The sequence below is a fragment of the Streptomyces sp. NPDC057445 genome (assembly GCF_042802855.1).
Lineage (GTDB): Bacteria > Actinomycetota > Actinomycetes > Streptomycetales > Streptomycetaceae > Streptomyces.
In genome coordinates, this window is sequence record NZ_JBHVDH010000029.1 from 20116 (window position 1) to 41180 (window position 21065).

Sequence of the window (21065 nt, forward strand, 5' to 3'; positions counted from 1 at the left end):
CCTGACCGGGTGAGGCCGCGCCGTGTCAGCCGCGTCCTTCCTCTTCGGCCTCCATGAGCAGGATTCCCTGGTGTGTCAGTGTGACCATCGTGGGTGTGTTTCCCCGGGCCCAGTCGACGGTGACGAGTCCTTCGCCCTCCAGGTATGCGCAGGCGGCGGCCAGATCCTGCTCAGGGACCTCGAGGTCGTCGCGCAGCTTCGTCCCGGTGACACCGAGGAGGCGATTGCCTTCCGTGGTCTCGTACAGAGCCTTCATGATGGCTTCGCGGTAGGTCTTCCGCTCGTGGAGTGTTGCCATGACTGCCGCCCGCTCGTGCCGGGCACCGACGAGGAGTGTTCCTGGGCCCGGGGGCGGCGGTGCCCGGCCGCGCCCGTCCGTTGAGGGATCCGTTCAGACTTCGTCCGACTGCGTGTGGTCCTGCACGGAGGACTGGCTGGTGGCCAGCCAGGACCGTGCCGGCTCTGCCGCGTGAGTGGTGTCCACGGTCAGGTGGAGGCGGGTTCCGCCGTCGCTGCCGGCGGGGTAACTCCGCTGTTCGGTGCCGGCGAAGCAACGACGGAGAACCTCTGCCACCTGACGGGCGGCTTCTGGAGACGCGGCCACGACCCGCACCTCTACGCGCCCGGCCGAGGGCGGTTCCGGTGGCTTCATGGTGACCTCGCTCATCAGGACGACGTGTCGGTGGGCGGGCGCCGTCGCACCACACCCACCGCCCCCGGCCAGGAGAAGGTCTGTGTCACCCGTGACCCCCGTCGGGGCGCTCACGGGGTGGGGTGACGACGGGCGAGCCGGCCGGCCTTCCCGGCCGTCGGCTCTTCCGGTTCCGTCGGCCGATTCCCGGCATGGCATCGCCGTAGTGGAACGCTGCGATCCGTTCGTCGTGCTGGCCATTGAGCAGATGGATCAGCAGCATCCCTATGATGATCATGGCGATGATCACGGAAACGGTGATGGCGGTCTCCATGTCCTCACCTCCCTCGGGCGGAGCTCAAGGAGGCGATCGGATTCGGGTTCCCGTCCGCCGTCGAGGCGTGCCCACCTTCGGACTCCCACTCCTCTTCCCGGTCCAGCGTCTCCTTCGTCTCACGGGTGTTGTCCTCGCCGGCCATCAGACCGCTTGCAGTGAGGAGCCCGCCAGGGGTGGCTGCTGCGGACATCAGCCGGGCGGCGGCGGCCTCACCGGTCTCCGGCGGGATCACCAGCAGGTCCCAGCGGCCCGCGGTGTAGGAAAGCAGAAGCAGCTTGTGGGGGTCCTGCTCGTCCCTGAACCAGCCCACGTGCACCGTGCGCCCTGCCACGGGCACCTTGCGCGGGATCACGGGCCAGTGCGAGGGGTTCACCGTGATACGTGTGATCCGGCCCCAGCGCGCGTCCAGCACGTCCAGCAGGGCGGGAATCTCACGCAAGAGATCACGGGAGCGGGGCCACCATGCGCCGTCCAGGAGGCCCGGGGCCGACCTCGCGGGGGTCAGGGACAGGCGGGCCGGTGGTGAGGGCGCGCCCTCGCTGATGGTCGTACGTTCGATGGTCGCGGTCATGGCGCGGACCTGTCCCCAGGCGCATCTTGGATGTCCCGGTCTTGTTGCTCGCCGAGAACGACACCGGCGTGGTGGCCGGCGTGCGAAGTACTCCCGGTGCTGTCAGCCTACTCCGTCGACGCTGCCTGAGATGTACGCGTGACCAGGCATTTCAGATCCGGGACCGTCGGCGCGGGGCGCTTCGCGGGTCCGGTACGCGGAGTACGGTGAAAGACGAGGTCAACCATTGCGGCGGACCTGCCCTCGCAGACGGGCGAACACACCATGGCCGACTCCGACAGCCCCGATACGCCCAGGCTTCTGCCGGATGCGATCCACCGGTCCGTGAGACCGGGGACGGCGCTGCTGAGGCTGGAGACGACACATGCCCGCGAGGGGATCCTGGACGGCGCGTGGTGGCCGCGTTCCCGGAACATCGGTGCTGAGCTCCCCTCGCTGATCAGCGCGTTGACCGAGCATCTCGGACCTGTCACCCGCGTCGGTTTGGACGCCAGTGCCTGGAAGGGACTGCCGACACGGCTGACCGTCGACGACCAGGTCGTGCATGTCGACTCCTTTCCGGTCGGTGACGACACCGTCCTGATCACCCGTGGCGATCGGGACTACTTCACGCTGCTGCTGGTCCCGCCGGACACGACTCCTGACGCAGCACGCGCCGCCATGGCCGAGGCCGTCCGGGCCGACAACGTCAGCGAGGCCCAGCAGATCCTCGTCGCGATCAGCACCGACCAGACACGTCCCCCGGGTGCCATCCGCCGGCGGGCGCCCGAACCCGGGACGTGAGTGACGCTCCGGGGCCCAGGACGCCGGATACGGGTGCAATCGGCTCTGTACCGCGAACTCCTGGGTCATGCAGCTCTGGCCGTGGGCTGTCCTGCTCCGTCTGACCGGCCGCGGGCCTGCGGGCCGTCGGCTCCGTCATCGACGCTGCGGCTGTCGGATCAGTCCAGGACGGCGAGGTGATCGGCGGCACCCCCGCGCCACTCGATCAGGAAGAGAGTCGCGTCGTCGCTGGTCCTCCCGCCCCGTTCCTGCTTCAGGGCGTGGGAGAGCGAGCGCACCACCGCCCGCACCCCCTGCTCCTCGTGCTCGATGCGGTTGACCCAGTGGATGAGTTGCTCCTCGCCGAACTGCTCCTCGCCGGCTTCGTGCTCCTCGATCAGGCCGTCGGTGAAGCACAGCACCCGGTCGCCGCGTTGCAGCATCCGCTCGCTGACCTGGGGCTCCTCACCACCGAAGCCGACCGGGAAGGTGGTCGGGCCCTCAAGTTGCCGCAGAACCCGGTGGTCGCGGATCAGCAGCGGTGCGGGGTGGCCCGCGTTGACCCACTGCAGGTGGCCCGTTGCGGTGTTCAGGCGCATCATCTGCGCGGTGACAAAGTGTTCGGGCCCGAACTGCTCGGCGATGGCCCGGTCCATGAACGCGTAGATCTCGGACAGGCCGATCTCGGCACGTCTGGCGTGCCGGTAGGCACCGACGGCGACAGTCGCCATCGTGGCGGCGTCCAGGCCGTGGCCCATCGCATCGATCACAGCCACGTGCAGGATGTCGTCGTTGAGGGCGTAGTCGAAGCTGTCGCCGGCGACGTTGTAGGCGGGCTCCAGGATTCCTGCCACCGCGGCCTGCGGGACGGACATCGCCAGCGGCGGCAGCAGGGACCACTGGATCTCCGCGGCCACGCTCATGGGTTCGCGGCGCCGGGCGAGAAAGAACTGGTCGGTGTAGCTGTGCTTGGTGACCAGCATGTCGGCGATCAGGCCGGCGAGCCTGCGCAGCAGGCGCCGGTCGTCGTCATCGACGGACTCCAGGGTGAGGGCCAGCACTCCGACCTGGTCGCTGCCGTCCAGCAACGGCAGATACATCCGGACGCCGTCGGCCTGCGGTACCTCGACGGGGGTCGCATGCAGGAAGGCCGTACCGGCGTGGGAGTCACCGATCGGCTCGGGCTCGCCGACGGTCAGCCGCCTGCCCGGCAGCGGCACCAGCAGTAGCTGTCCGTAGTCCTGCAGGAGGATCGAGACGTCCCAGCCACCGACCCTGGCCACTTCTTCCGCGATCAGCGGGGCGATCAGCTGCGGCGGCATCTCGTGTGCCCGGTCCAGCAGAACCCCAAGCAGCCGCTCGCCGAACCCCTCCGACCGGTCCACCGCGCGCTCGTCGCGCTGCCGATCGCGCTCCGCCACAGCTGTGTCCCTTCACCCCGCGTGCCTGCATTCCGCCTTCGGCTGCCCCTGCCATGACCGTGATCAACGCGCACAGCGTGACCCGGCGGACCGGGCCGGGGACACGATTGCGCCGATAGCAGCATGTCGGCCTCCGTCATGTGTGGCTGCCCATGCCGGACGATCGTCCGTCCGACGCCCGGCCGGTCGCCGGCAACACGGGCGTGGGCCGTCCCGGCCGACGAGTGCCGCCGCGGGCCCATGCCCTGGCCCGGCCCGCCGCGGATGCCTCCGCTCGTCGCAGCACCGACCGGCCGCCGCCACCCACGCCCACCGGGCCGAGCACGCACTGCACCGGCCTGGCCGGCCCGGTCGAGGTGGCACAACAGCTCCACAACGTGCGGCGGTTCACCGAAGCCGCGTGACCTCGCGTCGCGATGACCGGAGGCCATGTCAACCGCGGTTCTGATGGGCGTGGTGATAGGTGACCAGCCAGGGCAGAGGCTTCGGGCCGAACGACGTCGACTTCTGCGGCATGGGCGTGCCCAGCGCCGCCAAGCGGTGGACGTCGTCCTCCTGGGGTGGGGCGAGGAGGACGAGGGTGCCGTCGGCCGGGACGTGCCGGTCGTCGTGGACGTAGGCGACCTCGTGCGTCGCACCTGAAGGAGTCCGCCAGACGCGGTCGATGAACAGATGGTGCAGGACGGCCGCGTCGAGGGAGGCCCAGGCCTCGGGACGCCCTCGAAGCGCGTCGCTCACCTCCTCGGGGCCGGCTCCCGTGACCGACCAGCGGCGGCCGTCGCCGAGCAGGACGAGTTCGCCGGGGCGCGGAGGGTGTGCCGGTGTCCGGCGGGGGATCTCGTCGACGGTCGCCACGGTGGCTGCGGCGATGGCCGCCTCCCGGGCCGGAAGGTGTGGCAGGTAGCGGTGGATGGCCCGCAGGAGCAGGGGGTGGCGCCGAGTGTCGACGACGAGAGCCAGGAGGCGGTCCCAGGGGCCGGAGCGGCCGCCGAAGTGCCGGCGGTGCTCCATCGCGGCCGCGTACCGGTGGTGGCCGTCGGCGATGAGAGCGCCGCGGCAGGCGAGGTCCGCGGTGATGATCCTCTGCTGGGCCGGGTCGTCGCAGCGCCACAGGCTGTGGCGTGTCCCGTCCGTTGCGGTGACCGTTGTGACCGGTGGTTCCCCGGTGATCCGAGTCAGCACGGCGTGGGTGTCGTCCGCGCCGCGGCAGGCGAGCAGGACGGGTTCGGGGTTGCCGCCGACGAGGCGGATGATGCCGCGCTGCCGGGCCACCTTGTCGGCGATGACCTGTTCGTGCGGGAGGACCGCCTGCTCCGGTGTGCTCAGGTCGATCGTACCGATCACGCCGCGCTGGAGCAGCGTCGGGCCGCTGCGCTGCTCCAGGACGTAGAAGGCGGGCCGGTGGTCGCGTGCCATGGCGTGCTGCGATCGGCGGATGCCCTGAAAAGGGTGCAGGATCAGGCCGGTTGGTCTGCCCGGGTGCTGCCCTGGACGGAGGAGGCCCGCGGGGTCCAGTGTCTGCGCACTCATATGTGTCCCAGGTGCTCGATACTCCCTCGCACGGTCAGCGGCACAGTTCGGTGAAGGTCTCTTCCACGCGTGCCAGGACGTGGGCGACATGGGGCAGGGCCAGCGGATCGTCGGCCGCCAGGGACTGCTCCTGCTGCTCGGCCGTGTCGCCGTAGAGCATGCTGGTGGCGGCCTTGAAACGCAGGGCGTCCTCGTCGTCCCCGAGGTGGTGGCCCGCCAGCACCATCACGCCGTAGGTGTCGAAGAGATGGCGTTGGAGGCTGCCGGAACCGGTGACGGCGCGCGAGGCCAAGTGGGCGCGGAGGGGCTCGAAGTCGGGGTAGACGTAGAAGCCACCGGTGGGCGGCCGGCAGATGGCGCCCGCGTCGACCATGATCCGGTGAACGGCACGGGCGACGATGCCGTGCAGACGGGCGCTGGCCGCGAGCCGCTGCCGGATCTCCGGGGGCTCGGAGAAGGCGTGGGCCGCCACCTCCTGCATGGGGCCGGCCAGGGTCGACCAGACTTCGCTGGCGACGGAGATGACACCGTCGCGGACCTCCCGGCCCCAGCTGTTGCCCGGAAAGCGGCACACGCCGACGCGCCAGCCACCCAGCGCGAGGGTCTTGGACAGTCCGTTGGTGACGACGGTGCGGTGCGGAACGACTTCGGCGGGGCTGAGGAACGGCGTAGCCGGATCGTGCACGATGTCGCGGTAGATCTCGTCGGAGACGATGACGAGGTCCAGTTCCTCGGCGACGGCGCAGATCTCCCGGACGAGCGCGGGAGGTGCGAGCGTACCGGTCGGATTGTCCGGCAGAGTCAGGACGACGATGCGCGGGTCGCCGCCGGCGGCACGCGCGTCCCGCACCACGTCCCGCACGGCGGCCGGGTCAGGAATGCCGCCGCAGACGGCCGGGATCGGCACTCCGTACGCCTTCTTGCCGGCGAGACGGGCCTGTGGCGCGTACGAGTTCCACGCGGGCCGGGGCAACAGCACGTCACCGGGAAGGACATGCTGGAGGGCCATCAGCAGCGGCTTGCTGCCGGGGCCGACCACGATCTGGTCCGCCTCTGTGGGCATGTTCCGGCGGCTGAAGTATCCGGCGGCGGCCCGCCGTACGTCGTCGCCGCCGGCCACCGGTCCGTAGGCGTTGCGTCCGGCGCCCCGTGCCAGGCGCTCGGCCAGCGGGGCGAAGGCGGGCAGCCGTGATTCGCCGAAGCCCAGGTGCACGACGTCGTCCCCGGCCGCGCGGCGCTCGGCGACCAGTTGGTTGAGGGCGAGGTTGGGCGAAGTCCTCCAGACGGATGCCTCAGGCACGGGCGAGCTCCTCGTCGAGCCAGGCGGGTGTCTCGATCTGTTCGTTGAGCGAGGAGGGGAACGCACCCTGGACGGCGGCGGCGATGTCGGCGGGGGTGCCTTCGGCCAGTCGCAGTTCGTCCAGCCACGCGGCGGTCTCCGAGTAGTGAGCCTGGAACGGCCGCCCCACGAGCCCGGGATCGCGGGCCTGGAGCATGCGCAGCTGGAAGAAGCGTCCGTCGGATGTCTCCGTGACGCCGTCGACGACCACCTTGCCAGGCGTGGCGGACATGACCGGGCCGCGCACCGTGCGGGCGAGGCCGGGCAGCGTCCGGTAGGCCGACCGGAAGATCTCGTGGGCTCGGGCGAGCGGCACCTTGAAGTAGTCGTACGGGCCGGTGTCCCGCTCGACGAACATGTAGTACGGGACGGCACCCGCGGCGAGTTCGGCGCGCCAGAGGTTGCTCCAGGCCGCAGGGTCGTCGTTGACGTGGGCGACCAGCGGAGCCTGGCAGTAGGCGAGTGCGCCGGTGGAGCGGATGCGGGAGACGGCGCGGCGTGCCAGGTCGGACTCCAGCTCGCGCGGGTGCGTGAAGTGCATCATCACGGCGAGGTTGCGGCCGGAGGCGACGATCTTCTCGAAGAGCCGCAGGACGTCGTCGGCGTCCTGGTCGGTGACGAAGCGCTGGGGCCAGTAGGCGACCGACTTGGTGCCGATGCGGATGGTGCGGACGGTGGGGACGTCCAGGATCGGTTCGAGGTGGGAGCGCAGGCGATCCGTGGACATGATCATCGGATCGCCGCCGGTGACGAGGACATCGTCGACCTCGGGGTGCCTGCCCAGGTAGTCGATGAGGCGGCTGGGCTCCGGAACGGCGAAGCGCAGATCGGCGTCGCCGACGAACTGGGCCCAGCGGAAGCAGTAGGTGCAGTACGAGTGGCAGGTCTGGCCCTGGCCGGGGAAGTACAGCACGGTCTCCCGGTACTTGTGCTGCAGGCCCGGTACTTCATCGCCGTCGATGGTGGGGACGTTGAGCTGCTTCTGGCCGGAGGGGTGCGGGTTGAGGCCGCCCCGGATCTGCTGGACGGCCAGGCGGAGCTCCTTCTTGGCGGCCGGATCGTCCACGAGACCCGCCAGGCGCTGTTCGTCCGCTGCCGTGAGCATTCCGCTCTGCGGGAAGACCATTTGGAATATCGGATCGTGCGGAATGTTGTCCCAGTCGACCAGATGTGAGAGCACGTATTCGTTGACCCGGAACGGCAGGACGGCGGACAGGGTTTTTATGGAACGGGCGATGTGGCCGGGGACTCCGAACCTGTCCGCTATTTCGTCGACATGGCGGGGTCCATAGGCCCGGAACCGTTCCGTATCCAGGATGGCAGGAGCTTTCAAGGGCATGCGACTTCCTCCGGTTCAAGGAAAGTGACCCGAGCAATTTCCTTGATCCTAGAATGCGGAGACCGGCCGGAACAGAGAGTTCAACGGCCGGTCGATAGGCGCTTCCAATGCCCGCATAGTCGCTGTGCGCGGCGTGTGCCGGTGAACGGGTGCCGCGCTCCGGCTCCGGGCGGAGAGCGGATGCCGGGCCCCGGTTCAGTCCCGCGGGGCCATCGCGTCGACCTCTGCCAGTGCCCGGGGAGTCATGGTGCGAAGGAACGGGACGATGATCAGAAGGGTGGCCACGGTGAAGACCGCGAAGGCCGTCCGCATGCCGAACCACTCGGCCAGCAGGCCCACCAGTCCGGCCCCCAGCGGCATCGCGCCCCAGCTGAAGAGCCTGGCGGCGGCGTTGTAGCGGCCGAGCATGCCGCTGTCGACGAGCCGCTGGCTGATGGTGCGCGAGTTCACCGTCCACAGGATGCCGCCCATACCGCCGAAGAAGGCACCTGTGGCGACCACCCAGAGGTTGGTGGACAACACAGGAGTGGCGACCATGGCCGCAGTGCCGACGAGGTCGGCGAACATCGACCAGCGCCGGCCGAGGACCCGGTTGACGGTGGTGACGGTGAGCGCGCCGAGCAGGCCGCCCGCGCCGAGCGCACTGAGGAGGATGCCGTACTCGCGCGCGTCGAGGTGCATCAGCGAGGTGGCGACCAGTGGCATGAGGGCGAGCCACGCGCCCCAGCAGGCGGAGAGCACGGTCAACGAGAGCGCCATCAGCCGCAGCAGGCGCTGCTGCCACAGGAAGCGGACGCCCTCGGCGATGCGCTGGTTGACGGAGCCGGCCGGCCGGGTGCCGTCCGCCTGAGGCCTGAATCGGCCCACGAGGAAGACCAGGATCAGCGTGCCGATCAGATAGCCGGCGCCGGTCCAGCCCAGCGCCACACTGGCGCCGGCCGCCACCAGGAGGCCGCCGACGAACGGCCCGCAGAACTCGTTGCAGGCGGTCTCCGCACCCGCCACCCAGGCGTTGGCCCGCTCCTGTCCGGCCGGGGCGACCGCCGAGGGAACGAGTGTCGCGGCGGAGGTCAGCGCGACGACCTCGGCCATCCCCAGAACGAGGCCGGCGACGTAGAGCGCGGGGATGGTCACCGAGTCCCGCAGGGCGAGCACCAGAAGGGCGGCGACGACGAGCATGCGGGCGCCGTCGGCCAGCCACAGCAGCAGCCGGCGGTCGAAGCGGTCCACCAGAACGCCGACGTGGAGGGCGATCAGCAGCCACGGAAGGGTGAGGGTGAGTCCGACACCGGCCACCTGGGCGGGGGAGTCGGTCAACCGGGTGGCCATCAGGGGCAGTACGACCTTGGTGACGCCGTCGGCCAAGTTCGTGATGGCGGTGAATCCCACCAGGACCGCAGTGTTGCGAGCGCTGCGGTCACGTGGTGTGGCCTGCTTCTGCTGCCGCTCCGGCTCCGTGGACGGCACCCGCTCGTCCAGCACACCATCCATGAGTAACCTCCTAAAGGCTTTTGGTGGTCAGTATGGCAGCGTTATGCTGGTCACACCGCAGAAACCAGCCACCACCCATCAAGGCGTTTGATAGGTGGATCGCGATCTTCGATCAGGAAGGCGGAAGCCTGTGCTCGACCCCTCCCCGGCCGTCGTGCTGATCGAGGCGTTCACCAACACGATCGATCTCGAGAGCGGTGACGACGACGTCGCGAGCGCCGGTGAGCTCGCACGCTGGCTGGCCGGCCACCGACTGGCCGACGCCTCCCTCCGGTTGAGCGCCGATGACCACCGGGCGTTCCTCACACTGCGTGCCGGGATCCGTGAAGCCCTCGATGCCGGGGATCCCGTCTCGCCGCACCGACTCGCCCTGGCCGACGCGGTGCTGGCCGAAATCCCCGTCCTGGTCACGCTGAACCGGTCCGCCTGGGGGGACCGTCCGCAGCCCCTGGTGCCGGCTCCGGGGCAGGCTCCCGCGCGAACGGCCCTCGCGCGCCTGGCCATCGCCTGGACGGAAATCGTGCTGACCGGGCAGATCCAGCGGCTCAAGCGCTGTGCCGAGCACACCTGCGGCTGGGTGTTCTGGGACGCCTCGAAGAACCACAGCCGACGCTGGTGCTCGATGCGGGTGTGCGGCAACCGTACGAAGTCGCGGCGCTATGCCGCCCGTCGCGCCGCCGACTGACCGGCCGGCCCGGCCTCGGCCTGTGCTCCCGTGTCCGGGCCCATGCTCCCGTACATACGCATGAGCCGAGAGTGGGGGGAGGAACCGGGGCCACCGGATCCTCCATGGGGTCATGGAATACCTGAATCGTGACAGCTGGCGGCTTCCGCCGTGGCTGAGGATGATGGCCTCATCAGCCTCGTCTATGGTTCCGCGCTCTCTATTTCCTTGACCATGGCTCACCTGATCTCCGTAACATGGCGTCGCTTCGTTTGATTTCCCGAATATCGATTTCCGTCGGTGCAGTTCGCGTACCGGCCGTTTCACGAAATCAATCCACGCCATAAAGGAGTCCGGATGCCGGAACCACTTGCCGTTGTCACCGGCGGAACCAGAGGGATCGGACTGGCTCTCAGCCGGCGCCTTATCCGTATGGGACACCGCGTCGTCGCCTTCTACGGATCCGACCGGGAAGCGGCCGAGAAGGCCCGGGCCGACAACGCCGGACACTTGACCCCGATGCGGGTCGACCTCTCCGACGCCCAGCAGGTTGCCGACGCCGCGGCCCGGGTCCTGGCCGAGCACGGCACCCCGGCAGTGCTCGTGAACAACGCGGGTCTCAACATCGACCGCCCGTTCCTGGAGCTCACGGACGAGGACTGGCGCCGCGTCCTCGACACCAATCTGTCCGGGCCGTTCTGGCTCACCCGGGCCCTCGCCCCGGCCATGCTGGCCGCCGGCGGCGGTTCGGTCGTCAACATCGGCGCCACGACAGGCATCCGCCCTCGCGTCGACGGCGCCAACTACTGCGCCAGCAAGGCCGGTCTGCTGCAGCTGACCAAGTGTCTCGCTCTCGAACTGGCGCCCGCCATCCGGGTCAACTGCCTCATTCCCGGCATGATCGACACGGATGAGCTGCGCACCCGCTGGCGGCTGGACGACCCGGAGCGCATGGCGCAGACCCTGGACGAGATCCCCACCCGTCGTATGGGCACCACGGAGGACATCGCCGACGCACTGGAATTCATGGTCGGCCCGGCCGCGTCCTACCTCAATGGTCAGAAACTGATCATTGACGGTGGGCAGTTCATGTGGTGACCGGCATGCCCGAGCAGATACTGCGCCACGCCCGTGCCGCCTTCGACGCCGCGCCGCCCCTCGGGGACCCGGCCTACGCCCGCTACTGCCGGGAACTGGCCGTCCACCTCAAGCAGCGGTGGCCCGAGATCCAGGCAGCCAATCGGACCGACATCGCCCGCGCGGAGATGAGGGGCATCCCGCCCACCCTCGTGGACCGCCTCCGGCTGACCGACGAGCACCTCGACCGCATGGTGGAACTCACCGGCGCCGTCGAGCGCGAGCTGGCCCAGATCCTGGCCGACGCGCCGGAGACCCCGGCCGGCGACTGGGGCGTCCTGCGACGTGTTCCCAAGCCGCTCGGCCTGGCACTCATGATCTACGAGGCCCGGCCCACGGTGACCGTGGACGGCGCATTGCTCCCGGTCGCCGTCGGCAACGCGGTCCTGCTCCGCGGAGGCAAGGAGAGCGCGGCCACGGACGCGGCCCTCGCCGGGACCGTGAAGGCCGCTCTCACCGCCGCGGGCCTGCCGAGCGGACTCGTGACCGTCCTCGACGACCCGGACCGGTCCTTGATGAAGGGGATCCTGGCCCGTCCCGACCAGGTCGACGTCCTCATCCCGCGCGGCAGCCCCTCGCTGATCGAGTACTGCCGTACGGCGAGCTCCATCCCTCTCATCGCGAGCGGCGGCGGTGTCAACCACCTGTACGTCCATCGCACGGCCGACCTGGCGCTGGCCGCCCGCGTAACCCTGAACAGCAAGGTTCCGGAGCCCGCCGGATGCACCTCGGTCGAGATGGTCCTCGTCGACCAGGAGATCGCGGCGGACTATCTTTCGGCAGTCCTTGCCGAATGCGAGCGCCAGAACGCTCCGCTGACGGTGCGCCTGGACGCTTCCGTGACGCGGCCGACGGCACGGGACGACACGCCCTGGCGCACCGAACCGCTCGAACCGCACGACCTGGGCCGGGAGTTCCTCGACCCGGTCATCGGCCTGCGGCCGGTGTCCGGCCTCGACGCCGCCGCCGATCACGTCCGCGCCTACGGTTCCCGCCACACCGAGGGCGTTCTCACCCAGGACCCCGCCGTGGCACGGCAGTTCGCCCGCCAGGTGGACGCCGCCATGATCATCGTCAACGGCTCCTTGCGGCTGCACGACGGTCCCAAGCTCGGGCTGGGCTCCGAGATCTCCATCGCCACCGGGCGGCTGCACGTCCGCGGTCCGGTCACCCTGGGTGCCCTGGTGACCAGTACCTGGGTCGTCGAGGCCAACGGCGAACTGCGCGGCTGATTCACACGCCGCGGCCACCGCCGCGGCACGCGGCTGAAGCACCCGGCTGAACCACGGGGAGCCCGCCCCGCGGCCGGCTCCCCGGCCATCCCACCTCTGTGCGCCGCCCGCCTGCTCAGGCGGTCCGCACCGACCCTGCGAGAGGCAACCATGACCACAGTGCCACACCTCGACCGCACCACGGTGGGCGACATCGTCAAGCGTGTCGTCATCGCCGAGTCCCGGCTGTCCATCGACCCCGCCGGCATCGCCGAGAGCGAGCCGCTCGTCGGTGAGAAGCTGCGCGTCAACTCCCTGGGATTCGTGGGCATGCTCGTACGGATCGAGGACGAGCTGGAGATCACGCTCCCCGACGACCTGTTCGTCGGCCGCAGCTTCCAGACCGTCGGCGACCTCATCGACGTCGTCCTCACCGGTACGGAGAGCTCCCGATGACCGTCGAGCTCCCCACCAGCTGGCGCAGCACCCTGCCGTACCTGTCCGAACCCCTGCCTCCGGACCTGACACCCGAGTCTGCGTCCGGTGGCGGCGTCGGCGTCAACCTGCCCATGGAACTCGTACGGCAGAGCGTGCTGGAGCGCGAGTACTGGCAGATCCCGTCCGAAGTCCTCGACGCTTACCGGAAGTTCCGGCCCACTCCACTGTGGCGCGCCACCGGATTCGAGCGGGCCATCGGCGCCCGCGTACCGGTGTACATGAAGTACGAGGGCGGCAACATCTCCGGCAGCCACAAGCTGAACACCGCGCTCGCCCAGGCCTACTACTACAAGAAGGCCGGCGTGAAGGAGCTGGTCACCGGCACCGGAGCAGGCCAGTGGGGCACCGCCATGGCCGCCGCCTGCGCGCTGTTCGGACTCCGCTGCCGCGTGTTCATGGTGGAGTCCAGCCTGCGACGCAAGCCCTACCGCGGGGTGCTGATGCGCATGCTCGGCGCCGAGATCCACTCCAGCCCGAGCGGTCTCACCGCTGTCTGCGACCGGCGCGCCGACGGCATCGGCAACAGCCTCGCGCTGGCGATCGGCGAGGCCGTCGAGTACGCGGCGACCCACGAAGGCGTCGCCTTCTGCATCGGCAGCGGCGAGACGTACAGCATCCTCCACCAGTCGGTCATCGGCATCGAGTCGCAGGCACAGCTCGCCGAGCTTGATGCCGGGGTCGACATGGTCGTGGGCGCGGTCGGGGCTGGCTCCAACTTCGGCGGCATCGCGCTGCCCTTCCACGCGGAGGCCAGAGCGACAGGCTCACAACCGCCCACGCTGGTCGCGGCCGAGTCGTCGACGGCACCGAAGCTCACCCGGGGCGTCTACGCGTACGACAAGACCGACGCGACCGGTTCGGGACCGCTGGAAGCGATGTACACCATCGGCAGCGACTACCCCATTCCCGACGCCCACTCGGCGGGTCTGCGCTTCCACGGAGCGGCGAAGATCATCTCCGCCATGCGCCACACCGGTGACCTGGCCGCGACCGCCGTCACCCAGCAGGAGGCCCTTGACGCGGGCCGGCTGCTCACCCGGCACGAGGCCGTCCTTCCCGCACCCGAGTCCGGCCACGCACTGGCCGCGGCTGCCAAGCTCGCCACCGCTGGCGCGGACGGCATGCGAGCGGAGCGCGGTGTCCTCGTGTGCGTCAGCGGCCACGGCTACCTCGACCTGGCGGCGTACGAGCAGCTCCTCAACGACGAGCTGGGCGACGAGGCACCGAGTGAGACGGCACTGCTGAGCGCCGTCTCGGGGCTGACCCCGGTCAGCCTCGGCGCCGGCACACCCCTGCTCGCGGGAGGCCCGCGATGACCGCGGCCCCGGAAGCGCCGGAGCGCGACGGAACGGCGGCGTCGGTCCGCGCCGACATGCTCGACTGCGTCCAGTCCAACCTGGCCGTGCTCGCCGACCGGTACCACGGGCCGGGCACCCACCTGGCGCTCGGCGCCGTCCTGCGGTTCAGCCCGCGGCCGGGACCGGGCGGCCTCCCCACGGTCGAGCCCGAGCCGCAGAGCCAGCTCGCCGCCGTCCGCGAGCTCGGCCTGGTCGAGCGCGCCCGCTGGAGCCAGGTGCCGTCCGGGGAGCTCGCGAGCCTCGCCCGGACACACGGCCTGCTGTACGTCATGGCCGACACGTACGACATGCCGTGGCTGCCGTACCACGGGCAGCGGCACATGGAACACAGCTACCTGGTGGCGGACGACGGTGGTAGAGCCCTCGTCACCGACGCCTACCACAGCCACACCCCGTGGGGGATCGCCTCCCCGGGACAGTGGGTCATGGACTGGGCCGAACTTCCGCCGTCCTCCCTGGTGGTGCGTATCGAGCCGGCCGATACCGGGGCGCCCCCCGTCCGGCCCGGCACGGACCACGGCGACATCGACGCATACGTCGCCGCCTACGCGACCCACCCCGACCGGGCCGCCGCCCTCGAGCAGCTCACCACCGAGACGTGGCTGCTGGCGCGCTCCCGGCGGCTGCACGCCGCGTTCCTCGCGCGGGAGGGCCGAGCCGCCGGCCCGGAGACCGCCACCCACCTCCAGCGGATGGAACGACTCGCCGAGCAGGCCTTCCTGGCCATGCGCCGCGTGCAGCGCGGCCGCACGGAACCGGCACGTCTCCTCGACGACCTGGCCGAGGCCCTGCGCGCCGACCGGGACGTGTTCGCGGACCCGGAGCGGGACCGGCTGCGGGCGGAGGTGACGGCCACGGTCGCCGGCGTACTGGACGTCGACCCCGCCGTAGTCCTCGCCGTGCCCTCCCTCACCGAGATACCCGGCTTCAACTCCTTCCAGGTCGTCGAGATCGTCGAAGCGCTCGAGGAACGGCTCGGCGTCGAGTTCGACCCCGAGGACCTGGTGCCGGAGAACCTCCACCGGATCGACGACCTGTGCAGCCTCGCCACCTCGGCCACCGCCCGCTGACCCCTTATGACTTCTCACAGGAGCACCGTCATGGACCCCCGTTTCACCGAACTGCTCACCCCGTTCCTCAAGTACCTGCGCGGGCAGGAGCTCACCGAGAACTCGGTCCTGCGCGAGCTCGGCCTGGACTCGATGCAGTCGATCGAACTGCTCTTCGCCATCGAGGACACCTTCGGCATATCCCTGCCCGACGAGGACCTCAACGACGCGACCTTCGCGACCGCCGGAACACTGTGGAAAGCCATCGAGGCGGCCGGCGCGGGCAGCGCGAACAGCCAGGCGGAAGTGGCGTGAGCGCCGCCGCACAGGCCGTCCACCGGGAAACCGCAGGCGACACATTCCAGGGGCAGAGCCTCGAGGAGCGGGTCCGGCACGTGGCGGCCGTCACCGCAGAGCACGCGCCCCGCCACGACCGCGACGCCGACTTCCCCGTGGAGGCGCTTGCCGCGCTGCGGGAGACGGGTCTGCTGGGCCTTACCGTCCCGGGCGACCACGGCGGGCTCGGCGGGACCGTGTCGGACCTCCTCGACGTCTGCATCGAGCTGGGCCGCGCCGACATGTCCGTCGCGATGATCCTCGGCATGCACTGCCAGCAGGTGGCCGCCGTGGCCGGACACGCGGCGCCCCGGCTCCGCGACGAGCTGCTGCCGCGGATCGCCGCCGGAAGGCTCTACCTCGCGTCCGTCACCACCGAGGCCGGGAAGGGCGGTCATCTGCTGACCGCCGAATCCGAGTTGCGCGGGGACAGCACCCACCTGGCCATCGACCGGTTCGCGCCGATCGTGACCGGCGGAACCCACGCCGACGGCTTCCTCATCACCGTACGGGCCCCCGACGCGTCCTCACCGAGTCAGGTCTCCCTCGTCTACGCGGATCGTGACCAGCTGACCGTGGAGCAGAGCGGGGTCTGGAACCCCATGGGCATGCGGGCCAGCCACAGCGTCGCCCTCCGCCTGACCGGAAGCGTCCCGGCCCACCAAGTCGTGGGCGAGCACGGCCGGTTCTCCCGCATCGCGGGCGAGGTCTTCGGCCCGCTGGCACACCTGGCCTGGTCCGCGGCATGGCTCGGCACGGCCGCCGGAGCCCTCGCCCGGGTGGTCGGGATGCTGCGCAGCCCCGCGGGCCGGCGCCGCTTCGACCTCGGCTCCGAACTGCTGCTCGGCCGGCTCTCCGCGGCCCGCCAGAAGCTCGACACGGTGCACGCGCTGCTCCGCCACACCGAGCAGGTCGTACGCCACACCACGGAGCTGTCCGTCCCAAGGGTGCAACTGCTGCTCAACGCCCTGAAGATCACGGCATCGGAGCAGTGCCACGCCGCCGTCGAGGAACTCGTCGCCGCGGTGGGACTGCGCGACGGCTACCTCAAGGACTCCGGGACCAGGCTGGAACTGGCCCTGCGCGATCTGCGCTCGGCGCCCCTCAACTACAGCAACGACCGGCTGCACCAGGCCGACGGCCGGCTCACCCTGCTCGACGCGGAGGTACGCCTTGCCTGACGGTGCCCGTCTCCGGCTCGCGGTACGCGAGCCCACCCCGCAGCCGAGTGGTCTCGGTGACCTTCCGCCCGACGCGGACGGACGCCGGATCTGGGCGGCCCTCGGCGCGGCCGGCCGCCTGGCAGGGGTCTACCGCGAAGGACACCCCTCCGCCGGGGCCGACCCGGGCGCACTCGGCCGGCTCATGGCGGACCTGGACGCCCGCTTCGGCATCGGCTCCACGCTCTCGGTGTGCGTACAGATCGCCACGGCCGTACCCCTTCTCACCCTCGGCGGACAACCGGCCGCGGACGCCCTGCGGGAAGCCCTCGCGGGCACCGCCGTCGTCGCACTGGCCGCGACCGACGAAGGCTCCGGCACGGACCTCGCCGGTCTCGGAACCGAAGTGGCCGTCGACGACAACGGCATCACGGTGACCGGCAACAAACGGTGGATCACCGGCGCCCTGTACGCGGACCACCTCCTCGTGCTGGCACGCCACCGGGAGGGCCGCCACTTCACCAACTTCACCTGGGTGCTCGTGCCCGCCCACGCCCCCGGAGTGACGGTCGAGGCGGCCGACACGGCGCTCTTCGACGGCTCCGGCACCGGCCACATCCGTCTGGACCGGGTCCGGCTGCCACGGGACCGCATCGTCGGACGGGTGGGACGCGGGATGACCTCCTTCGCCTCCCACATCGCGGTGGAGCGCCTGACCGGCACCCTGTGGGCCGTGGCGCTGTGCGCCCGCATGCTGCGCCGGACCAAATCACGCCTGGAGGAGCGCCGGTTCGGCGACGGAACGCTGTGGCAACTCGAAAGCATCCAGCAGCGCTTCGCCGCATGCCTGGTGAGCACCCACCAACTGCGCGCCCTGGTTGACCAGTTGGCCGACCGTGTCGCCCGCGACCATGACACCGCCGCCGCCGCCCTCCTCAAGGCCGCTGCCGCGACGACCGTCGACCGGGTGCTGGCCGAGTGCGCCCAACTCCAGGGCGCCGAGGGCTTCTCGGCTGCGGGCGCCCAGTGGACCAGAGCGCAGGCCGCCCTCTGGGGGATCGGCGGCGGCACCAAGGAAGTCGTGCTTTCCACCGTGGCGGGCGCGTCCGATTCCCTCCTCACGGAGCTGTCACCATGAACGTGATCGAGATCGTTCCCGACGTCTGGGCCGTGTCGCGACGGAGCGCCACGGTGGCCCGCGGGCATCCGGAGGACCACACGGCCGCCTCCGGGCTGGTCGCCTGGCGGGCCGAGGAGTTCCTGGCCGGCCGGGCCCTCCTGCGCCGGCTCCTGGCCGAGATCGTGCCCGACGCCGCCGACGGGCGGGTGGCAGCGGGGCCGAACGGCAAGCCCTACCTCCCCGACAGACCCGACGTCGGTATCAGCATCGCCCATGACGAGGGCCACTACGCCGCCTGCGTCTCGCTGGGCCGTGCCGTGGGCATCGACGTCCAGCAACCCCTGCGACACCTCGATGACGGGGTGGTCAGGCGCTGCGTCCGTACCGGCCGCGACACCCTGAACGCACTGCCGCCCGCCGAGCGCTCACGGGAGTTCGCCTGGATCTGGACCGCCCAGGAAGCCTGTGTGAAGGCCGAGGGCAGCGGCCTGGCCGGCGGACCCTGGGCCGTGGACGTGCGCCCGAAGCAGAGGACCGGCACATGGAAGGGCTTCGCCTGGCGCAGTCTGCGCGACCGGTCGGACACACCCCTGAGCTGCGCCTGGGAGGTGGCGTGATGAACGGAGCAGGGACTCGGACGCCGGAGCTGAGCTGCTACACCGCGAACCTGGTGGCCTATCTGGAACCGGAACTGCCGCAGGTGTCCCGCCGGCTCGCCGAGGCGGTCCGGCCGGCGGTCCGCACGGACGAGCCGAGCGGCCACCTGGCCTTCTCCCACCACCACCGGATCGACCTGACGGACACCTCGGAAGGGCTGGCCTACCGTGGTGCGGCCCGGTGGACCGACGCGCGTGCGGCCCTGCGGGAGGAGGCCGCCCGCAACGGCCGGGTCCTTGCCGTCGGCAACACCCGCACGGTGCCCTGGTCCCCGGCGTACGGCAGGTCCACGGCGGCGCACTGGGTGCTGCTGGAGACCGCACCGGGACGTCCTGGCGCATGGCTCGTCACCGACCGGTTCGCCGCGCTGCTGCCCGAGGGCGAGCAGGCCCCGCACAGCGGAGTGGTGGACGACGACGGACTGCGCGCGCTGCTCACCCCGCTGGGTGACCTGCCGCGCCGACAGGTCCTGCGCGACGTCCATGCCCTGGGCACCGCGTCGGCGCTGCCCGACCCGGCGCACTACCGCTGGCTGGTGCGCGACACCCTGCCGCCCGTCGCCCCGCCGCCCGGGACATGGCTGCACGACCCGCTGGAGGTACTCGAGTTCGTGGCGGACCGGCTGGTCTCGGACCCGGCGGCCCTGGCCGCGCACGCGGACGACCTGTGGGCCGCCGCCCGCCATCAGCGCCACCGCCTCGAACTGCTCGTGCGAACCGGACGGGTGGGCCACCGCACCGCCGACGCGGCGTCGTCCGGCTGGGCCGAACTGCCGCGCTCCCTGCGCTTCGCCGTCACGTCGGCCGAACGCGGCCGCCCCAGGCCCGGCGTCGTGACGAAGGCGTTCACCGACCTGATCAGCACCATGACCCGCGTACTGAGGGAGGAACAGCCCTGATGGCCGGACCCCTACGGCTCTACGACTGGTTCGACGAGTCCGCCCGCCGATACGGCGACACACAGACCGCGCTCGAGGTCGACGGCCGGCGGCTCACCTACGCCGAACTCGCCGCCACGGCGGCCGGAGTGGCCGAGGCCCTCGTGCGCCGGCACGGTGGCGTGCCGTCCAGGGTGGGGCTGCTCGCTTCCCGCAGCGTCCTGGCCTACGCCGGGTACCTGGCGATCTCCCGGCTCGGCGCGACCGTCGTGCCCCTGAACCCGGCCTTCCCGGTCGGCCGCAACAGCGACGTGGCGCGGGAGGCGGGCCTGGACCTGGTGGTCGCGGACGCCGTTCCGACCGGCCTGGAGGAACTGCCCGTACCCGTGCTGCGGCCGACCGACGCCGACCTGAGGCCCGGCCACGCGCCGCAGCTTCCGGAACCGGACGCGCGGGCCACGGATCTCGCGTACATCCTGTTCACGTCCGGGTCGACCGGCCGGCCCAAGGGCGTACCCGTCACGCACGCCAATGTCGCCGCCTACCTCGGGCACGTCATCCCCCGGTACGAACTCGGGCCGCACGCACGGGTGTCGCAGACGTTCGATCTGACCTTCGACCCGTCGGTGTACGACATGTTCGCCGCCTGGGGCTCGGGCGCGACGCTCGTCGTACCGACGCGCAACGACCTGCAGTCCCCGGTGCGCTTCGTCAACAGCAACCGGATCACCCACTGGAACTCGGTGCCGTCCGTCGCCGCCATCGCCCTGCGCCTGCGTGCCCTGAAGCCGGGCGCCATGCCCACCCTGCGGTGGAGCCTGTTCTGCGGGGAGGCCCTGAAGCTGTCCCACGCCGAGGCGTGGCGTGCCGCCGCTCCCAACAGCACCGTGGAGAACATCTACGGTCCGACCGAGATGACGGTGACCTGGACGGAGTTCCGGCTGCCGGACAGCGTCGAGGACTGGCCGCGCACCAGCAACGGCACGGTGCCGATCGGCACGCCGTACGCCGGCCAGGAGCACGTGATCCTGACCGAGGACGGACGCCCGTCCGACGAAGGGGAGTTGTGCGTACGGGGGACCCAGCGCTTCCCCGGATATCTGGACCCGGCCGACAACGCGGGCAGGTTCTGTTCCTTCGACGGCCGGCGGGCCTCCGTCCACGACGGCTCCGAGCCGCTCACCGCGGAGCACTGGTACCGCACCGGTGACCGTGTGCAGCTCCTCGACGGCGTCCTGGTGCACCTCGGCCGGCTCGACCACCAGCTGAAGATCCGCGGCTACCGGGTGGAGCTCGGCGAGATCGAGTCCTTGCTGCTGCGTCAACCGGGTGTCACGGACGCCGTGGTGGTCGCCGTGCCCGGACGGAAGGGCGAACCGCTGCTGCACGCGGTGTGCACGGGCGGTCCCGCCGACCCGGCGCAGCTGCTGGACGCCCTGCGGCGCAAGCTGCCCGCCTACATGGTGCCCGCCACGGTCGGCTTCACCGGGGCGCTGCCCCTCAACGCCAACGGCAAGGTCGACCGTGCCGCGCTCGTCGCGTCCCTGTCCCACCCGCAAGCGGCATGAGAGAGCAGA

Annotated in this window: 23 protein-coding genes; 14 read left to right on the top strand and 9 right to left on the bottom strand. The window is 70.8% G+C overall.

Going from position 1 to position 21065, the window contains the following annotated elements:
* Positions 1-25: 25 nt before the first annotated feature.
* The 4 genes from ACFU5O_RS34205 to ACFU5O_RS34220 form a co-directional block, all read right to left on the bottom strand.
* Positions 26-298, bottom strand: a complete 273-nt coding sequence (locus ACFU5O_RS34205) for a hypothetical protein (protein WP_384246350.1) — start codon at positions 296-298, stop codon at positions 26-28.
* A gap of 93 nt (positions 299-391) precedes the next feature.
* Positions 392-652: a hypothetical protein gene (locus ACFU5O_RS34210; RefSeq protein ID WP_384246416.1), complete on the bottom strand. Its 261-nt coding sequence runs from the start codon at positions 650-652 to the stop codon at positions 392-394.
* 85 nt (positions 653-737) lie between these two features.
* Positions 738-965 (bottom strand): hypothetical protein, encoded by a 228-nt coding sequence (locus ACFU5O_RS34215; RefSeq protein ID WP_384246352.1) that lies wholly within the window; start codon positions 963-965, stop codon positions 738-740.
* A gap of 4 nt (positions 966-969) precedes the next feature.
* Positions 970-1539 (bottom strand): DUF5994 family protein, encoded by a 570-nt coding sequence (locus ACFU5O_RS34220; protein WP_384246354.1) that lies wholly within the window; start codon positions 1537-1539, stop codon positions 970-972.
* Positions 1540-1803: 264 nt separating this feature from the next.
* Here ACFU5O_RS34220 and ACFU5O_RS34225 point away from each other — a divergent pair, with 264 nt between their 5' ends.
* On the top strand, positions 1804-2322 hold the full coding sequence (locus ACFU5O_RS34225; protein WP_384246356.1) for a DUF5994 family protein: 519 nt from the start codon (positions 1804-1806) through the stop codon (positions 2320-2322).
* A gap of 158 nt (positions 2323-2480) precedes the next feature.
* Here ACFU5O_RS34225 and ACFU5O_RS34230 read toward each other — a convergent pair whose 3' ends face one another.
* Complete coding sequence (locus ACFU5O_RS34230) at positions 2481-3722, bottom strand: PP2C family protein-serine/threonine phosphatase (protein ID WP_384246358.1); 1242 nt, start codon at positions 3720-3722, stop codon at positions 2481-2483.
* Between the two features lie 152 nt (positions 3723-3874).
* Between ACFU5O_RS34230 and ACFU5O_RS34235 the strand changes: the two genes are divergently transcribed.
* The gene (locus ACFU5O_RS34235; RefSeq protein ID WP_384246360.1) at positions 3875-4126 is read left to right on the top strand and encodes a hypothetical protein; all 252 of its coding nucleotides are present in this window, start codon (positions 3875-3877) and stop codon (positions 4124-4126) included.
* 28 nt (positions 4127-4154) lie between these two features.
* Here the strand turns inward: ACFU5O_RS34235 and ACFU5O_RS34240 are convergent, their stop codons facing one another.
* The 4 genes from ACFU5O_RS34240 to ACFU5O_RS34255 all read right to left on the bottom strand — a co-directional run bounded on the left by ACFU5O_RS34240 (position 4155) and on the right by ACFU5O_RS34255 (position 9421).
* Positions 4155-5138: a DUF1015 family protein gene (locus ACFU5O_RS34240; protein WP_384246361.1), complete on the bottom strand. Its 984-nt coding sequence runs from the start codon at positions 5136-5138 to the stop codon at positions 4155-4157.
* A gap of 148 nt (positions 5139-5286) precedes the next feature.
* Positions 5287-6552 carry a pyridoxal phosphate-dependent aminotransferase gene (locus tag ACFU5O_RS34245; RefSeq protein WP_384246363.1) on the bottom strand — a complete coding sequence of 422 codons (1266 nt, stop codon included), beginning with the start codon at positions 6550-6552 and terminating at the stop codon, positions 5287-5289.
* The gene (locus ACFU5O_RS34250) at positions 6545-7930 is read right to left on the bottom strand and encodes a KamA family radical SAM protein (protein WP_384246365.1); all 1386 of its coding nucleotides are present in this window, start codon (positions 7928-7930) and stop codon (positions 6545-6547) included. The genes ACFU5O_RS34245 and ACFU5O_RS34250 overlap by 8 nt, the downstream gene beginning before the upstream one ends.
* A 195-nt stretch (positions 7931-8125) precedes the next feature.
* Complete coding sequence (locus ACFU5O_RS34255; protein WP_384246367.1) at positions 8126-9421, bottom strand: MFS transporter; 1296 nt, start codon at positions 9419-9421, stop codon at positions 8126-8128.
* A gap of 130 nt (positions 9422-9551) precedes the next feature.
* Between ACFU5O_RS34255 and ACFU5O_RS34260 the strand changes: the two genes are divergently transcribed.
* The 12 genes from ACFU5O_RS34260 (at position 9552) to ACFU5O_RS34315 (ending at position 21056) form a co-directional block, all read left to right on the top strand.
* Entirely contained in the window at positions 9552-10106 is a 555-nt protein-coding gene (locus ACFU5O_RS34260) for a CGNR zinc finger domain-containing protein (RefSeq protein WP_384246369.1), read from the top strand.
* Positions 10107-10442: 336 nt separating this feature from the next.
* The gene (locus tag ACFU5O_RS34265; RefSeq protein WP_384246371.1) at positions 10443-11183 is read left to right on the top strand and encodes an SDR family NAD(P)-dependent oxidoreductase; all 741 of its coding nucleotides are present in this window, start codon (positions 10443-10445) and stop codon (positions 11181-11183) included.
* Positions 11184-11188: 5 nt separating this feature from the next.
* Positions 11189-12454 (top strand): glutamate-5-semialdehyde dehydrogenase, encoded by a 1266-nt coding sequence (locus tag ACFU5O_RS34270; protein WP_384246373.1) that lies wholly within the window; start codon positions 11189-11191, stop codon positions 12452-12454.
* Between the two features lie 150 nt (positions 12455-12604).
* A complete protein-coding gene (locus tag ACFU5O_RS34275) occupies positions 12605-12889 on the top strand; it encodes an acyl carrier protein (protein WP_384246375.1) in 285 nt (94 codons plus the stop codon).
* A complete protein-coding gene (locus ACFU5O_RS34280; RefSeq protein ID WP_384246377.1) occupies positions 12886-14247 on the top strand; it encodes a TrpB-like pyridoxal phosphate-dependent enzyme in 1362 nt (453 codons plus the stop codon). The genes ACFU5O_RS34275 and ACFU5O_RS34280 overlap by 4 nt, the downstream gene beginning before the upstream one ends.
* The gene (locus tag ACFU5O_RS34285; RefSeq protein ID WP_384246379.1) at positions 14244-15359 is read left to right on the top strand and encodes a phosphopantetheine-binding protein; all 1116 of its coding nucleotides are present in this window, start codon (positions 14244-14246) and stop codon (positions 15357-15359) included. The genes ACFU5O_RS34280 and ACFU5O_RS34285 overlap by 4 nt, the downstream gene beginning before the upstream one ends.
* A gap of 30 nt (positions 15360-15389) precedes the next feature.
* Positions 15390-15653 (top strand): phosphopantetheine-binding protein, encoded by a 264-nt coding sequence (locus ACFU5O_RS34290; RefSeq protein ID WP_384246381.1) that lies wholly within the window; start codon positions 15390-15392, stop codon positions 15651-15653.
* The gene (locus ACFU5O_RS34295; RefSeq protein WP_384246382.1) at positions 15650-16855 is read left to right on the top strand and encodes an acyl-CoA dehydrogenase family protein; all 1206 of its coding nucleotides are present in this window, start codon (positions 15650-15652) and stop codon (positions 16853-16855) included. Before ACFU5O_RS34290 ends, ACFU5O_RS34295 begins: the two co-directional genes overlap by 4 nt.
* Positions 16848-17972, top strand: coding sequence for an acyl-CoA dehydrogenase family protein (locus tag ACFU5O_RS34300; RefSeq protein WP_384246384.1), 1125 nt, complete (start codon positions 16848-16850; stop codon positions 17970-17972). The genes ACFU5O_RS34295 and ACFU5O_RS34300 overlap by 8 nt, the downstream gene beginning before the upstream one ends.
* A complete protein-coding gene (locus ACFU5O_RS34305; RefSeq protein WP_384246385.1) occupies positions 17969-18571 on the top strand; it encodes a 4'-phosphopantetheinyl transferase family protein in 603 nt (200 codons plus the stop codon). The genes ACFU5O_RS34300 and ACFU5O_RS34305 overlap by 4 nt, the downstream gene beginning before the upstream one ends.
* Positions 18571-19509, top strand: a complete 939-nt coding sequence (locus ACFU5O_RS34310; RefSeq protein WP_384246387.1) for a hypothetical protein — start codon at positions 18571-18573, stop codon at positions 19507-19509. The genes ACFU5O_RS34305 and ACFU5O_RS34310 overlap by 1 nt, the downstream gene beginning before the upstream one ends.
* Positions 19509-21056 (top strand): amino acid adenylation domain-containing protein, encoded by a 1548-nt coding sequence (locus ACFU5O_RS34315; protein ID WP_384246388.1) that lies wholly within the window; start codon positions 19509-19511, stop codon positions 21054-21056. The genes ACFU5O_RS34310 and ACFU5O_RS34315 overlap by 1 nt, the downstream gene beginning before the upstream one ends.
* The last annotated feature ends 9 nt before the right edge of the window (positions 21057-21065 follow it).

What these genes read in the sequence shown, in the direction of transcription:
- ACFU5O_RS34205 (WP_384246350.1), bottom strand. Translation starts at nt 298, where the DNA reads ATGGCAACACTCCACGAGCGGAAGACCTACCGCGAAGCCATCATGAAG.
- ACFU5O_RS34210 (WP_384246416.1), bottom strand. Translation starts at nt 652, where the DNA reads ATGAAGCCACCGGAACCGCCCTCGGCCGGGCGCGTAGAGGTGCGGGTC.
- ACFU5O_RS34215 (WP_384246352.1), bottom strand. Translation starts at nt 965, where the DNA reads ATGGAGACCGCCATCACCGTTTCCGTGATCATCGCCATGATCATCATA.
- ACFU5O_RS34220 (WP_384246354.1), bottom strand. Translation starts at nt 1,539, where the DNA reads ATGACCGCGACCATCGAACGTACGACCATCAGCGAGGGCGCGCCCTCA.
- ACFU5O_RS34225 (WP_384246356.1), top strand. Translation starts at nt 1,804, where the DNA reads ATGGCCGACTCCGACAGCCCCGATACGCCCAGGCTTCTGCCGGATGCG.
- ACFU5O_RS34235 (WP_384246360.1), top strand. Translation starts at nt 3,875, where the DNA reads ATGCCGGACGATCGTCCGTCCGACGCCCGGCCGGTCGCCGGCAACACG.
- ACFU5O_RS34240 (WP_384246361.1), bottom strand. Translation starts at nt 5,138, where the DNA reads ATGGCACGCGACCACCGGCCCGCCTTCTACGTCCTGGAGCAGCGCAGC.
- ACFU5O_RS34250 (WP_384246365.1), bottom strand. Translation starts at nt 7,930, where the DNA reads ATGCCCTTGAAAGCTCCTGCCATCCTGGATACGGAACGGTTCCGGGCC.
- ACFU5O_RS34255 (WP_384246367.1), bottom strand. Translation starts at nt 9,421, where the DNA reads ATGGATGGTGTGCTGGACGAGCGGGTGCCGTCCACGGAGCCGGAGCGG.
- ACFU5O_RS34265 (WP_384246371.1), top strand. Translation starts at nt 10,443, where the DNA reads ATGCCGGAACCACTTGCCGTTGTCACCGGCGGAACCAGAGGGATCGGA.
- ACFU5O_RS34270 (WP_384246373.1), top strand. Translation starts at nt 11,189, where the DNA reads ATGCCCGAGCAGATACTGCGCCACGCCCGTGCCGCCTTCGACGCCGCG.
- ACFU5O_RS34275 (WP_384246375.1), top strand. Translation starts at nt 12,605, where the DNA reads ATGACCACAGTGCCACACCTCGACCGCACCACGGTGGGCGACATCGTC.
- ACFU5O_RS34280 (WP_384246377.1), top strand. Translation starts at nt 12,886, where the DNA reads ATGACCGTCGAGCTCCCCACCAGCTGGCGCAGCACCCTGCCGTACCTG.
- ACFU5O_RS34285 (WP_384246379.1), top strand. Translation starts at nt 14,244, where the DNA reads ATGACCGCGGCCCCGGAAGCGCCGGAGCGCGACGGAACGGCGGCGTCG.
- ACFU5O_RS34290 (WP_384246381.1), top strand. Translation starts at nt 15,390, where the DNA reads ATGGACCCCCGTTTCACCGAACTGCTCACCCCGTTCCTCAAGTACCTG.
- ACFU5O_RS34305 (WP_384246385.1), top strand. Translation starts at nt 17,969, where the DNA reads ATGAACGTGATCGAGATCGTTCCCGACGTCTGGGCCGTGTCGCGACGG.
- ACFU5O_RS34310 (WP_384246387.1), top strand. Translation starts at nt 18,571, where the DNA reads ATGAACGGAGCAGGGACTCGGACGCCGGAGCTGAGCTGCTACACCGCG.
- ACFU5O_RS34315 (WP_384246388.1), top strand. Translation starts at nt 19,509, where the DNA reads ATGGCCGGACCCCTACGGCTCTACGACTGGTTCGACGAGTCCGCCCGC.